Below are 13793 nucleotides of genomic sequence, written 5' to 3' on the forward strand. Positions count from 1 at the left end.
GGGAACTGCGCGACCAGCCCCCACGCACCCGCGGACGAACTCTTCAGCGAACCGGCCGCACCACCATCGCCGATCCCCCACCCCGCCGTACCTTCTCAGCGGCTGCCAGCCACTTCCCACCGGGCAGCCGCTGAACCGCCGTAGCGGCCCCGATCTCCGGATTCACCTTGAACGAATGCCCGATCGCTTCGAGCTGCTTCCTTACATCACTGTCGTACAACCCCGGCTCCAGCTCGGTCTGCGCAGCATTCCGCTGACTCGCCCGAGGCGCGGCAATCGCATCGACCAACGGCAACCCCCGGTCGACAAACCCGGTCAGCGTCTGCAGGACGGTCGTGATGATCGTCGCCCCGCCCGGCGACCCCAGCGCCACCACGGGCTTGTCGTGCCGGTCGAGCACGATCGTCGGCGAGATGGAGGACCGGGGCCGCTTCCCGGGCCCGGGAAGATTCGGGTCGTGCACGGCCGGGTTCGCCGGTGTGAAGGAGAAGTCCGTCAGCTCGTTGTTGAGGATGAACCCCCGCCCCGGCACGGTGATCCCGCTGCCGCCGGTCTGCTCGATGGTGAGGGTGTAGGCGACGACGTTCCCCCACTTGTCGGCGACCGTCAGATGCGTGGTGCTGTCACCCTCGTACGTCGTCGGAGCGGCCTTGCCGCCGGAGCCGCACCGCTCGGGATGACGCGGATCGCCCGGCGGCACCGGGCTGGACAGCACGGCGTCGTCCTTGATCAGGCACTCGCGTGAGTCGGCGAACCGCTGCGACAGCAGCTCCTTCGTCGGTACGTCCTCGAACGCGGGGTCGCCCACCCACCGGCCCCGGTCGGCGAACGCGATCCGGCTGGCCTCGATGAAGCGGTGCAGGTACTTCGCCTTGCTCGCCTTCGACAGGTCGGTCCGCTCCAGGATGTTGAGCGCCTCACCGACCGTCGTACCGCCGGAGGACGACGGCGCCATGGAGTAGACGCCGAGGCCGCGGTAGGAGGTCCTGGTGGGTGCCTGGAGCTTGGTGCGGTAGGCGGCCAGGTCCTTGGCGGACAGGTCGCCGGGGCGGGCGTTCCAGCCGGAGGCCGGGTCGACGGGCGGCTTGTTCACCGTGTCGACGATCTCCCGGCCGAGGCCTCCGCGGTAGAGCGCGCCGACGCCCTTGTTCCCCAGCTCCGCGTAGGTGCGGGCGAGGTCGGGGTTCTTGAAGGTGGAGCCGACGACCGGGAGCTGCCCGCCGGGCAGGAACAGTTCGGCGGTGTCCGGGAAGTAGCGGAAGCGGGTCTCGTTGGACGCCGTCTGCGAGCGGAAGGTCTCGTCGACCCTGAACCCGTCGCGCGCCAGCCGCTCGGCCGGCTTCAGGACGTTCGCGAGCCGCTTGCTGCCCCACTGGTCCAGCGCTGTCTGCCAGGTGGCGGGCGTGCCGGGTGTGCCGACGCTCAGGCCGCTGCTGACGGCTTCGGCGAACGGGATGGGCTTGCCGTTCTCGGTGAACAGGTTCTTGTCGGCGGACAGCGGAGCGGTCTCGCGTCCGTCGATGGTGCGCACCGTACGGGACTTGGCGTCGTAGTGGACGAAGTAGCCGCCCCCGCCGATGCCGGCGGAGTAGGGCTCGGTGACGCCGAGCGCGGCGGCTGTGGCGACGGCCGCGTCGACGGCGTTGCCGCCCTTGCGCAGGACCTCGATTCCGGCGGCCGAGGCGTCGGGGTCGACGCTGGATACGGCGCCGCCGTATCCGACGGCCTGTGGGGTTTTCTCACCCCCGTCGGTCTGTGCGGCGGGTGGCGCTGCCGCCCCCACCGAGACCACCACGGCGGCCGAAACCGCCAGGACCGTCAGATTCCGCGCGACAGGGCGACGCATCCGCACCTCCAGTCAAAGGCCGTCCGCGCAGCTTAATTCATGGCCATGGTCGCGTCAGGCACGCGTCGAACACCGGTGCGTCGACGCCCGCTAGCATGCGCGCCCATGAATGACGACGTGCGCAACATAGTCCTGGGCGTGGTCGCGGCGGGGATCAGTGCCGGGCTGGGCTGGGTGGCCCGCACCTACCTGTGGAAGCGCAGGCTCCGCCGGAAGCAGGCCTTCTTCGGGCTGCCCGACAACTCCGAGTCGCTGCTGGTGGTGAACCGGGGCGCCGGGGGACCCGAGTTCGCGGTGATGCGTTACGACGTGTTCGCGCTCCTCGAACTCGCCGCGCTGATCAAGGACTGCAACGCCCACGCCCAGATACTGCCGCACGACACGGCACGCCAGGGTTTCGGCGAGCGGACGGAGTTCTGTGTCGGCGGCCCCGCCTCCAACCGCCGGATGGCGGCCCATCTGTCCTCCCTGCTGCCCGGGGTGCGGGTGAACATGGACTCCGAACCGGGGCCGGACCGGGGATCGTTCCAGATCGGCTCCGAGCGCTACCGGGTGGACAACGGCAAGGAGGAGTACGCGCTGCTCGCCCGGCTGACCGCCGAGCGCAGCCAGAACACCCGGCCGGTCTACCTCTTCTGCGGCCAGACCTCGATCACCAACCAGGCCACCACCCGCTATCTCGCCCGCAACCACGAGAAGCTGGCCCGCAAGTACGGCAACAGCTCCTTCGCGCTGCTGCTGAAGGTGATCAACTCCCAGGCCTACGGCCCGGACGTCGTCGAACTGGTGGAGGACGTGACGCGCGCGGCACAGACCCCCCTGCCCGCGCCCGCCACTCCACGCAACAGCCACCGCTCCTCCTGAAGTCCTCCACTTCTCAACAATCGTTACTGGCACGTAACTTACCGACGGGTTACCACTGGTAAGAGGCCGAGGTTACCGTCTGGTCACTTTGCACTTACACGAGTGAGGAGTGACCCGTGGGACGTCACCGCAAGGCCCTGCGCACCACCGCCGTAGGCGCCGTCTCGGCCACCCTGGTCGCCGGCACAGCCCTCGGACTCGCCCCCACAGCGCAGGCGGCGCCGAACCCCGTCCGCTTCGTCGACATCGCCGGCGACGGCGGCACCGTCCTCAAGGCCAACGTCGTCACCCCGGCCGGGGCCGACGGCACGCGCCGCTACCCGCTGCTCGTCATGCCCACGAGCTGGGGTCTGCCCCAGGTCGAGTATCTGGCCCAGGCTCAGAAACTCGCCGACTCCGGGTACGTCGTGGTGACGTACAACGTGCGCGGCTTCTGGCAGTCGGGCGGCGAGATAGAAGTAGCGGGCCCACCCGACATCGCCGACGCGTCGAAGGTCATCGACTGGGCGATCGCCAACACCCCCTCGGACGCCGGGCGCATCGGCATGGCGGGCGTCTCCTACGGCGCCGGCATCAGCCTGCTCACCGCCGCGCAGGACAAGCGGGTCAAGGCCGTCGCGTCACTGAGCGGCTGGGCGGACCTGATCGACTCCATCTACGCCGGACGCACCCAGCACGTCCAGGCGTCCGCCCTGCTGGACGGCGCGAGCATCGTGACGGGCCGGCAGAGCGCCGAACTCCGGCAGACCTTCGACGACTTCTACCGCTCCAACCTGGCGAAGGAGCCGGAGCTCATCGCCTGGGGAAAGAAACGTTCCGCCGCTACCTACGTCGACCAGATCAACAAGAACGGCGCGGCGATCATGCTCGCCAACGCCTGGGGCGACACCATCTTCCCGCCCAACCAGTACGCCGACTTCTACGAGAAGCTGACCGGCCCGAAGCGGCTGGAGATGCGGCCCGGAGACCACGCGACGGCGGAGCTGACCGGCCTGTTCGGGCTGCCCAACGACGTCTGGAAGGACACCACGCGCTGGTTCGACCACTACCTCAGGGGCGAGGACAACGGCATCGACCGTGAGCAGCCCGTCCAGCTCAAGTCCCGTTCCTCGGGCGGCTACGAGGGCTACCCCGACTGGAAGTCGGTCGCCGCGACCGACCGGAAGATCGCCCTCGGGGGCACGACCACGATTCGTACGAACGTGAACTCGGGGGCGGACGGCGGAGTCGTCTTCCTGTCCAGCATCCTCGACCAGGTGGCCCAGCTGCCCCCGATGGCCTCGATCCCGCTGCTCCCCCGCCGCTGGGCCGCCGTATGGCAGTCGGAGAAGTACGGACAGGCCCAACAGGTGCGCGGCACCGCGAAGTTGCACACGACCCTCACCCCGACCAAGGAGAGCGGCACCCTCGTCGCCTACCTGTACGACGTGGGGCCGCTCGGCCTCGGCAAGCTGGTCTCCAACGCGCCGTACACCTTCCACGGGCGTACCCCCGGAAAGCCGTTCGGCGTCGACCTGGAGCTGTACTCCACGGCCTACGACGTCCCGGCCGGGCATCGCCTCGCCCTGGTCGTCGACACGGTCGACCCGCTCTACATCGAGCACAACCCGTCCGGCGCGCAGCTGACCTTCTCCTCGCCTGCGAACGACCCGTCGTACGTGTCGGTCCCGCTGCGCGAGCAGTGATCTCCGGCTGCCGCCGGACGGGCCTGGCCGATGTGAACCGCCGCCCCCGTGGCCACAAGGGCCGTGGGGGCCACGCCCGGCGGGAACACCCCGCGGACCCGGGCGGGCGGTCTGCTCACCCCTGACGGGATCGGCGGATTTCGGCGAAGTCCCCCTCTCCGACAGGGATGAAGGGCACATCGTAGTCGAGGTCCGATCCGATGAGCCGTCCGGTGGCTGCCCGTTCAGTGCTTGAGGATCTTGGAGAGGAAGTCCTTGGCGCGGTCGCTGGTGGGGTTGGTGAAGAACTCGTCGGGGGTGCGGTCCTCGACGATCCCGCCGTCGGACATGAAGACGACACGGTTGGCGGCCGAGCGGGCGAAGCCCATCTCGTGCGTGACGACGATCATGGTCATGCCGTCGCGGGCCAGTTGCTTCATGACCTCCAGCACCTCGTTGATCATCTCCGGGTCGAGGGCCGAGGTCGGCTCGTCGAAGAGCATCGCCTTGGGCTCCATGGCCAGGGCACGGGCGATGGCCACGCGCTGCTGCTGACCGCCGGAGAGCTGCGCCGGGTACTTGTCCGCCTGGTTGGCGACGCCGACCCGGTCGAGGAGTTCATGGGAGCGCTTGTCGGCGTCCTCCTTCCGGCGCCCGCGGACCTTGATCTGGCCCAGGGAGACGTTCTGCAGGACGGTCTTGTGGGCGAAGAGGTTGAACGACTGGAAGACCATGCCGACGTCGGCGCGCAGCCGGGCCAGGGGCTTGCCCTCCTCGGGCAGCGGCTGTCCGTCGAGGACGATCGACCCCGACTCGATGGTCTCCAGCCGGTTGATCGCCCGGCACAGAGTCGACTTGCCCGACCCCGAGGGGCCGATGACCACGACCACCTCCCCCTTGCCGACGGTGAGGTTGATGTCCCGCAGGACATGCAGCTCCCCGAAGTGCTTGTTGACGTCACGCAGCTCGATCAGCGGATCTGCGGCCATACTCAGCCCTACTCACTCTCAGCTGTGTGGTGGTTGCCGCAACGTATCCAGGCAAGATCGGACTTGTCGGGCGACACGCACTTTTCGATCATTAGCCGTATTTACATCGCACTTTGGCTCAAAGCGTACGGCCAGGGATGGGGTCATGGGTACGGCCGCGGGCCTCACGCCTCCGCGACTTCCGCGTAGAGCTGGGACAGCTCGGGCACGCCGTACGCGGCCCACTCGTGCCCGGAGTCCACGACGTCGAACTCCCTGCCGGAGGTCAGCCGCACGACGGGCTGCCCGTCGGACCGGATCTCCCAGGCGGCTCCCGGCACGGTGCGCACGATGACGGTGCCCAGGTAGAGCCCTGCGTCGTTGCCGAGCCAGGCCAGGGTCTCCTCGTCGTCCCGCCAGCGCGGCAGCAGCTGGTCCAGCGCCTCCAGCGAGGCCGCCGAGTCGTCCAGCCGGACCCCCGCCCGGTACGCCTGGGAGCGGAGCAGTTCGCACTCGGCGAGCAGATCCGCGATGCCCGCGGGGTCGGGGAACCCGACCTTCTGGCGCCGGTTGCCCAGGAAAGGGATGTTCATACGTCCAGCGTGTCATTCGTACCGCCGTGCGCACCACAGGCGCGCGGGCCTTCGCCGGCGGTCGAGTTCACGCCGAGTTCGCGCATGGCGCGTTGACGAGTCCCCCTAGTCTCCCTAGCTTCGTTGTCTCTCTAGCTTCACCGTGTGATCGATGAGCGGGAGGAGTCGGCCGTGCGCCGATCTGTTCGGGGGATCCTGGTCGTCCTGGCCCTGTGCGGGTCTCTGGTGTCGACGGTGTCGGCGCCGTCCGTCGGTGCCGCCGAGGAGAGACGGACCGCGCCGGTGCCGCTTGAGCGGCTGTTCGACAACATCGCCGTCAGCGACGACGGCCGGCCCGCTGCGGCCGACTTCGACGGCTCCGGTGCCTCCCTGTCCGCGCGGGATCTCACGGCCGCGGGCTGGGCGCCCGGGCGCACCCTGACCGTCCAGGGGGCCCGGCTGACCTGGCCGCGGCGACAGCCCGGCGAGCCCGACAACGTCCGCGCCGCCGGACAGGACGTCCGTGTCACGGGGCGCGGCGACGCCCTCGCCTTCCTGGTGGCGGGCACGGCCGGCACGGAGACGGGCGGCCCGGGCACGGTCGTGTACGCGAACGGCACCCGCTCCGGCTACCGGCTCACCGCGCCCGATTGGCGCACCGGGCCGCTCGCGACGAAGGCGGTGGCCCTGCCGCACATCAACACGCCCGGCGGGCAACTCGCCGAGCAGGCCCGTCTGTACGTCGTGACGGTGCCGTTGACGCCGGGGCGCGAGCTCGCCTCGGTCCGGCTGCCGCGCGCCGCCGGGCTGCATGTCTTCGCGGTGTCGGTACGGACCGCCACGCGGGGCTGGACGGGGAGCTGGACGACGTCGACGGGCGGCTACGCGGCCGTGGGGCCCTGGACGGACCGGACGCTGCGACTGGTGGTGCGCACCTCGGCGGGTGGGCCCCGGGTGCGGATGCGGTTCGACAACACCTTCGCGGCGGCCCCGGTACGGATCGGCGGCGCGACGGTCGCCGTGCGGTCCTCGGGCGCGGCGGCGCGCGGGACGCCGGTGCCGCTGTCCTTCGGCGGTGAGGAAAGCGTGGAGATCCCGGCCGGGGCCCAGGCGTACAGCGATCCGCTGGGCTTCGCGGTGCCGGCGGACGCCGATCTGCTGGTCAGCTTCCATCTGCCCGGCCCGGTGCCGGCGGCGCCCCTGCACCGGCTCGCGCAGCAGCGGTCGTACGTCAGCGAGCCCGGCGACCACACGGCGGACGGCACCGCCGGGGCGTACACCTCGGTGATCACCAGCTGGCCGCTGCTCGCCGGGGTCGATGTGAGCGGCGGGCCCGGGTCCGTGGTGCTGCTCGGGGACTCGATCACCGACGGCGACAAGTCCACGGTGGACGCGAACCGGCGGTGGCCGAACGTGCTGGCCGGCCGGCTCCTGCGGCAGAGCGACGTGCCTCGCTACGGGGTGCTGAACCAGGGCGTCTCGGGCAACCGTGTGGTCACCGACCGGTATCCCGGCGACGGGGTGTCCACGGACACGGCAGGGGTGAGTGCCCTGCACCGGTTCGACCGGGACGTCCTCGCCCAGCCGTCGGCCCGTACGGCGATCGTCTTCGAGGGCGTCAACGACCTGCGCTGGGGCACCTCGGCGGAACAGGTGATCGCGGGCCTGCGGGAGCTGGCGGCGCGCGGGCAGGCCCGGGGGCTCAGGATGCTCGCGGCGACGATCCTGCCGTGCGCGGGCGAGACGCGGTGCACGGCGGCCGTCGACGCCGAGCGGGTCGCGGTGAACGAGTGGATCCGCGCGGCCGGTGACTTCGACGGGGTGCTCGACTTCGACTCCGTCGTACGCGACCCGGCCGACCCGGCGCGGATCCTGCCCGCGTACGACAGCGGCGACCATCTGCACCCCGGGGACGCGGGGCTGGCGGCACTGGCCGACTCGGTGGACCTGCGGCTGCTGTGAGCCGTCGCCTCGGGGCCGCTGTGGGCTACACGTCGAGGTCGACCACGACCGGCGCGTGGTCCGAGGCGCCCTTGCCCTTGCGCTCCTCGCGGTCCACGTACGCGTCCTTGACCGCCTCGCCGAACGGCGCGTTGGCGTACACCAGGTCGATGCGCATGCCGCGGTTCTTCGGGAAGCAGAGCTGGCGGTAGTCCCAGTACGTGAAGGGCTGGTCGTACTTCAGGGGCCGCGGGACCACGTCCGACAGGCCCGCCTCGCGCAGCGAGGCCAGGGCCGCGCGCTCGGCGGGGGTGACGTGGGTGGCGCCCTCGAAGGCCGCGCGGTCGTAGACGTCGTCGTCCGTCGGCGCCACGTTGTAGTCGCCCATCACCGCGAAGGGGCGGCTGCCGGCCGCGTCACCGGCGACGGCGGCCTTGAGTGCCTCGAACCACTGGAGCTTGTAGGCGTAGTGCGGGTGGTCCACCTCGCGGCCGTTCGGCACGTACACCGACCAGACGCGGAGCGGGCCGCAGGTCGCCGAGATGGCGCGGGGCTCCACCGAGCCGTCGAACCCGGGGTCGCCGGGCAGGCCCTTGACGACGTCCTCGATGCCGACGCGGGAGAGCACCGCCACGCCGTTCCACCGGCCGGTCGCGTGGACCGCCGACTCGTAACCCAGCTCGCGCAGCTGCTCCGCGGGGAACTGCTCCTCGGCGACCTTGGCCTCCTGGAGGCACAGCACGTCCGTGCCGCTGCTCTCCAGCCAGGCCAGGAGCCTCGGCAGGCGGGCGGTGATCGAGTTCACGTTCCAGGTCGCGATGCGCATGTCCCACAACCTACCCGGAGGGTCTGACAACGCCGCCCGGGCCTACGGTCCCCTAGAGGTCGGCCGATGCCCCGGGGGTGAGCCGCAGGTGTTCCGCCCCGGCCAGGGTGCCGATCTGACGGTCGTAGATCGGGCGGGCGAGGTCGGTGAGGAGGGCATCGTGGATGTCGTAGGCGCGCTGCGGCTCCACCTCGCGGACGTAGTCGATGACCTCGGAGATCTTGCTCCACGGGGCCATGACCGGGAGCATCAGCGTCTCCACGGGGTGGTCGGGGACGGTGAGGGCGTCGCCGGGGTGGAAGACCTTGCCGCCGTCGAGGAGGTAGCCGACGTTGGTGATGCGCGGGATGTCCGGGTGGATCACCGCGTGGAGTTCGCCGTGGACCTGGACGTCGAAGCCGGCGGCGGTGAAGCTGTCGCCGTGGCCGACGGTGTGGACGCGGCCGGGGAACGCGGCGGAGATCTTCTCGGCGACGGACTTCAGGGTCCAGATCTCGGCGGCCGGGTTGTTCTCCATGGCGGCGCGCAGCCGGTGCTCGTCGAAGTGGTCGGGGTGCTCGTGGGTGACGAGGATCGCGTCCGCGCCGAGCGCGGCGTCCTCCTCGCTGAACCCGCCGGGGTCGAGGACGAGGGTCCGGCCGTCCTTCTCGAGGCGGACGCAGGCGTGCGACTTCTTCGTGAGCTTCATGACTCCATCCTGCCTCCCGGGTCGCGCGCGCCCTCACTCCTGAGGCGTGGTCTCCTCGCGGATGACCTGCTGGGCGACCTTGAACGCGCTGTTCGCCGCGGGGACGCCGCAGTAGACGGCCGCCTGGAGCAGCACTTCCTTGATCTCGCCCGGGGTGAGGCCGTTGCGCAGGGCGGCCCGGGTGTGGAAGGCCAGCTCGTCCAGGTGGCCGCCGGCGACCAGGGCGGTGAGGGTGACACAGCTGCGGGTGCGCCGGTCGAGTCCGGGGCGGTCCCAGATCTCGCCCCAGGCGTAGCGGGTGATGAACTCCTGGAAGTCCCCGGAGAAGTCGTCGGCCTGCGCCAGCGCCCGGTCGACGTGCGCGTCGCCCAGCACCTCGCGGCGGACCTTGAGCCCGGCGTCGTACGGGTCGGGCCGCCCCTGCGCCGGGGGCGCCGCCACCGGGGCGATCTCGGCGACGGGCCCGGTCTGGAGGGGCTGCGGCGCGACCGGGGACAGGACCGGCTTGAGGGCGGCGGCGGGCAGGGCCGTCTGGCCGGTGGAGGTCTCGAAGGCGGGCTGCCAGGCGGTGGAGAAGTGCCGCACCAGGAGGTCGGTGACCGCCGCGGGCTGCTCCACCGGCACCAGGTGGGAGGCGCCGGGGACGACGGCGAGGCGGGCGTCCGGGATGCCGGCGACCAGGGTGCGGGCCTCGGCGGGGCCGGTGACCTGGTCGTCCGAGCCGACGAGGACCAGGGTGGGCACGCCGACGCGGCCGAGCTCGGACCGGACGTCGAACGAGGCGAGCGCCTCGCAGGCGGCGATGTAGCAGCCGGGGTCGGTGGTGCGGACCATCTGCACGGCCCACTCGGTGATCGCGGGCTGCGCGGCGGCGAAGCCGCCGGTGAACCAGCGCTCGGGCGAGGTGCGGGCGATGGGGTCGAGGCCGTTCGTGCGGACGATCACGCCTCTCTGCCGGAACTCGTCGGCCGTGCCGAAGCGGGGCGAGGCCGCGATCAGCGCCAGGGAGGCGAGCCGCTCGGGGTGCCGCAGGGCCAGCTCGATGCCGACCGCCCCGCCGAGCGCGCAGCCCGCGTAGCCGAAGCGCTGCACGCCGAGCCCTTCGAGGGTGGTCAGCAGCCGTGTGGTGAGGTCGTCGACCGAGCCCGCCGGGTACGCGGGAGCACCGCCGTGTCCCGGCAGGTCGAACCGGAAGACGCGCCAGTGCTTGATCAGCTCGGGGATCTGGCGGTCCCACATGTGCCAGGTGGTGCCGAGCGAGGGGCCGAGGATGAGGACCGGGGCGTCTTCCGGGCCGTCGAAGCGGTACTGGAGGGCAGGGGTCGTGGTCTCACTCACCGCTCCACGCTAACCGCCCGTTCCCCTTTCGCCGACCCGGGTGCCCGGATACTTACACCTGCCTTCCGTGTATCAGCGGGCAACTTTCACACTGCCTTCACGGATGACACTCCATAGCGCGCGGCGATCAGGGTGGCCCGGTCGTGGAGCGAGGTGCGCAGCCACTGCGGGGCCAGGACTTCCGCGGACGGGGCGTGCTGCCAGAGTGCCCATTCGGCGTGGCGCGAGTCCTGGAAGATCACGTTCAGCCGTAACCAGCCGTCCGCGTCGGCCTCTTCGGCGCAGACGGCCAGCGCGGTGCCCACCAGCTGCTCCCGGCGGGCGGGGTCCACCCGCACCAGCACGGCGACCTTGTCGCCGCCGGTCCTGAAGCGCGCGTTGCGTTCCTGCCAGGCCCGGTCCAGGTCGACCGTGTCCGGTCGCTGGGCGGGTTCGTCGAGTTCCTGGGCGGCCAGCACCCGGGACAGCCGGTAGGTGCGGTCCTCGCCCGCTCTCTTGGCCAGCAGATAGCCCTGTTCGCGCACGGTGACCAGGCCGATCGGGTCCACCGTGCGCCACTTCGCGGGCTGGTCCACGGCCGCGTAGCGGATCCGCAGCCGGTGTCCGGCGAACACGGCGCGCCGGACCTCGGCCACTATGCCCTCGGAGAGGTCCTCGTCGGTCACGCGGCGCGAGAGGAGGTCGGTCTCCGGGTCGATGAGCAGGCGCTGCGCCGCGCCGGCCGCGGTGTCCCGCAGGTCTTCGGGCAGCGCGTCGACCACCTTGAGCATGGCCGAGGCGAGCGCCGAACCGAGGCCGAAGAGCTGTGCGCCGCGCCGTGATCCGGCGACCAGCAGGGCCAGTGCCTCGTCCTGGTTCAGTCCGGTGAGCGCGGTCTGGAAATCGGGCAGCAACGCGAACCCGCCGTGCCGGCCGCGCTCGGCGTAGACCGGCACGCCGGCCGCGGACAGCGCCTCTATGTCGCGCAGCACCGTGCGGGTGGACACTTCCAGCTCGCGGGCGAGCGTGTCCGCGGTCATCCGACCGCGCTGCCGCAGCAGGAGCACCAGGGAAACCAACCGGTCGGCGCGCATGTGAAAACTTTATCGAGAATACCTGACCAAGGGTGTCATGTTTTGTTGGGAGGCTCCTTCACACGACGTCAAAGCCTGGCGGCTGCAGAGTCGTTGAACGTACGTCATGTCAGTGAACCGAATGGAGCAGATGCGGCGATGGAACGTAACGCGGTCAACCCGGTGTCGTGGTCGGTCGAGATGGGCTTCAACCAGGGTGAGGTCGTCTCCGGGCACTCGCGCACCCTGTACATCTCGGGTCAGACCGCGATGAGCAAGGAGGGCAAGCCCGAGCACGACGGTGACATGGCGGCGCAGCTCGCGCTGAGCATCGACAACATCGAGGCCGTGCTCGCCGAGGCCGGAATGACCCTCTCCAACCTCGTCCGGCTCAACGTCTACACCACCGACGTCGACCTGCTCTTCCAGCACTACGGCGTGCTGGCCGGCCGGCTGGGGGCCGCCGGGGTCGCGCCGACCACCACGATGCTCGGTGTGACGCGTCTGGCGATTCCCGGCCAGATGATCGAGCTCGAGGGCACCGCCGTCGCGTGAGGTGACCTCGTCGCCTCCGCTGCCCGTGCCCGTCGAACGGCACGGGCAGCGGGCGGAGGACATGTCGTGGATGGCGAGGCTCATGGTCCGGTGATGCCTGCGCTACCCGTCCTCGCCCCGGACGGCGCGACGGAGCTTCGTGAGGCGCTCGTGCAGGACGCGCTCCCCGCCGTGCCGGGTGGGGCGGTAGTAGTCCTTCCCCACGAGGTCGTCCGGCGGGTACTGCTGTTCCAGGACTCCTTCGGGGGTGCGGTGGGGGTAGCGGTACCCGATCGCGTTGCCCAGTTCCTTGGCACCCGCGTAGCGGCCCTTCCGCAGATGGGCGGGGATCGCGCCCACGGCGCCCGCCCGGACGTCGGACATGGCCTCGTCGATCCCGACGATCACCGTGTTGGACTTCGGCGCCATGGCCAGATGCACGGTGGCCTGCGCCAGGGCGAGCCGGGCCTCGGGCATTCCGATGAGCTGGACCGTCTGCGCCGCTGCGACGGCGGCCTGAAGCGCCGTGGGGTCGGCCAGCCCGACGTCCTCGCTGGCGTGCACGACCAGCCGTCGCGCGATGAACCGCGGGTCCTCCCCGGCGACCAGCATGCGGGCCAGGTAGTGCAGCGCGGCGTCGGGGTCCGAGCCGCGGATCGACTTGATGAACGCGCTGACGACATCGTGGTGCTGATCGCCCTGCCGGTCGTAGCGCACGGTGGTCTCGGCGACGGCCCGCTCCACGGCCGGCACGTCGATCTCCGTGCCGCCGGTGTCGGTCACCCCGTCGGCACTGGCCTCCAGCGCGGTCAGCGCGCTGCGGGCGTCGCCGGCCGAGAGGCGTACCAGGGCGTCCTCGGCGTCGGGGGACAGCGAGACCGCGCCGTCGAGGCCGCGTTCGTCCTTCACGGCCCGCCGCAGCAGCTCGCGGACCTCGTCCTCGGTCAGTGACCGCAGTTGCAGGACCAGCAGGCGTGAGAGCAGCGGGGAGACGACGGAGAACGACGGGTTCTCCGTGGTGGCGGCGACGAGCAGCACGAGCCGGTCCTCCACGGCGCCGAGCAGCGCGTCCTGCTGGGTCTTGGAGAAGCGGTGCACCTCGTCGATGAACAGCACGGTCTGGCGGTCGCGGCGGCGGCGCGCGTCGTTCATCACGTCGCGCAGTTCCTTGACCCCGCTGGAGAGCGCCGAGAGCGCGACGAAGTGCCGGGTGGAGACGGTGGCGAGCAGCCGCGCGAGGGTGGTCTTCCCGGTGCCGGGCGGGCCGTAGAGCAGCACCGAGGCAGCCTCCCCGCCTTCCGCCAGCCGCCGCAACGGCGCGCCGGGGCGCAGCAGATGCGCCTGGCCGACGACCTCGGCGAGGGTACGCGGCCGCATCCGCGCCGCCAGCGGGGCGTCGGCCCGCTCGGGCCCGGGCTCGGGGGGCGGGGGTTCGTCCGGCGTCGGTAACGCGAACAGCCCGTCGTCGTCGGCGGCCATCACTCCACCCGTCCTTGTGGG

General features: G+C 71.1%; 12 protein-coding genes. 4 read left to right on the plus strand and 8 right to left on the minus strand.

Going from position 1 to position 13793, the window contains the following annotated elements:
* Positions 1–43: 43 nt before the first annotated feature.
* On the minus strand, positions 44–1846 hold the full coding sequence (gene ggt / locus NNW99_RS05805; protein WP_215117621.1) for a gamma-glutamyltransferase: 1803 nt from the start codon (positions 1844–1846) through the stop codon (positions 44–46).
* A gap of 105 nt (positions 1847–1951) precedes the next feature.
* On the opposite strand from ggt, the gene NNW99_RS05810 reads away from it, so the two are divergent.
* Together NNW99_RS05810 and NNW99_RS05815 are read left to right on the plus strand one after the other, a co-directional pair.
* Complete coding sequence (locus NNW99_RS05810; RefSeq protein WP_215117622.1) at positions 1952–2710, plus strand: hypothetical protein; 759 nt, start codon at positions 1952–1954, stop codon at positions 2708–2710.
* Between the two features lie 116 nt (positions 2711–2826).
* Positions 2827–4395: an alpha/beta fold hydrolase gene (locus tag NNW99_RS05815; protein WP_215117623.1), complete on the plus strand. Its 1569-nt coding sequence runs from the start codon at positions 2827–2829 to the stop codon at positions 4393–4395.
* 224 nt (positions 4396–4619) lie between these two features.
* On the opposite strand, the gene NNW99_RS05820 is transcribed toward NNW99_RS05815, so the two are convergent.
* Positions 4620–5363 carry an amino acid ABC transporter ATP-binding protein gene (locus NNW99_RS05820; RefSeq protein WP_215117624.1) on the minus strand — a complete coding sequence of 248 codons (744 nt, stop codon included), beginning with the start codon at positions 5361–5363 and terminating at the stop codon, positions 4620–4622.
* Positions 5364–5527: 164 nt separating this feature from the next.
* On the minus strand, positions 5528–5935 hold the full coding sequence (locus tag NNW99_RS05825; protein WP_215117625.1) for a DUF6278 family protein: 408 nt from the start codon (positions 5933–5935) through the stop codon (positions 5528–5530).
* A 144-nt stretch (positions 5936–6079) separates the two neighbouring features.
* Here NNW99_RS05825 and NNW99_RS05830 point away from each other — a divergent pair, with 144 nt between their 5' ends.
* Entirely contained in the window at positions 6080–7876 is a 1797-nt protein-coding gene (locus NNW99_RS05830; protein ID WP_251057716.1) for an SGNH/GDSL hydrolase family protein, read from the plus strand.
* A gap of 25 nt (positions 7877–7901) precedes the next feature.
* Here NNW99_RS05830 and NNW99_RS05835 read toward each other — a convergent pair whose 3' ends face one another.
* The 4 genes from NNW99_RS05835 to NNW99_RS05850 form a co-directional block, all read right to left on the minus strand.
* Positions 7902–8681, minus strand: a complete 780-nt coding sequence (locus NNW99_RS05835) for an exodeoxyribonuclease III (protein ID WP_215117626.1) — start codon at positions 8679–8681, stop codon at positions 7902–7904.
* A 52-nt stretch (positions 8682–8733) separates the two neighbouring features.
* Positions 8734–9369, minus strand: coding sequence for an MBL fold metallo-hydrolase (locus NNW99_RS05840; protein WP_215117627.1), 636 nt, complete (start codon positions 9367–9369; stop codon positions 8734–8736).
* Positions 9370–9402: 33 nt separating this feature from the next.
* The gene (pcaC, locus tag NNW99_RS05845; RefSeq protein ID WP_215117628.1) at positions 9403–10707 is read right to left on the minus strand and encodes a 4-carboxymuconolactone decarboxylase; all 1305 of its coding nucleotides are present in this window, start codon (positions 10705–10707) and stop codon (positions 9403–9405) included.
* An 86-nt stretch (positions 10708–10793) separates the two neighbouring features.
* Positions 10794–11780, minus strand: a complete 987-nt coding sequence (locus tag NNW99_RS05850; RefSeq protein ID WP_215117629.1) for a YafY family protein — start codon at positions 11778–11780, stop codon at positions 10794–10796.
* A 138-nt stretch (positions 11781–11918) separates the two neighbouring features.
* Here NNW99_RS05850 and NNW99_RS05855 point away from each other — a divergent pair, with 138 nt between their 5' ends.
* Positions 11919–12314, plus strand: a complete 396-nt coding sequence (locus NNW99_RS05855; RefSeq protein ID WP_215117630.1) for a RidA family protein — start codon at positions 11919–11921, stop codon at positions 12312–12314.
* Positions 12315–12416: 102 nt separating this feature from the next.
* On the opposite strand, the gene NNW99_RS05860 is transcribed toward NNW99_RS05855, so the two are convergent.
* Positions 12417–13772, minus strand: coding sequence for a replication-associated recombination protein A (locus tag NNW99_RS05860; RefSeq protein WP_215117631.1), 1356 nt, complete (start codon positions 13770–13772; stop codon positions 12417–12419).
* Between the last annotated feature and the right edge of the window lie 21 nt (positions 13773–13793).

The organism is Streptomyces sp. CRCS-T-1, from assembly GCF_024442335.1.
In the GTDB taxonomy this organism is placed as follows: domain Bacteria; phylum Actinomycetota; class Actinomycetes; order Streptomycetales; family Streptomycetaceae; genus Streptomyces; species Streptomyces koelreuteriae.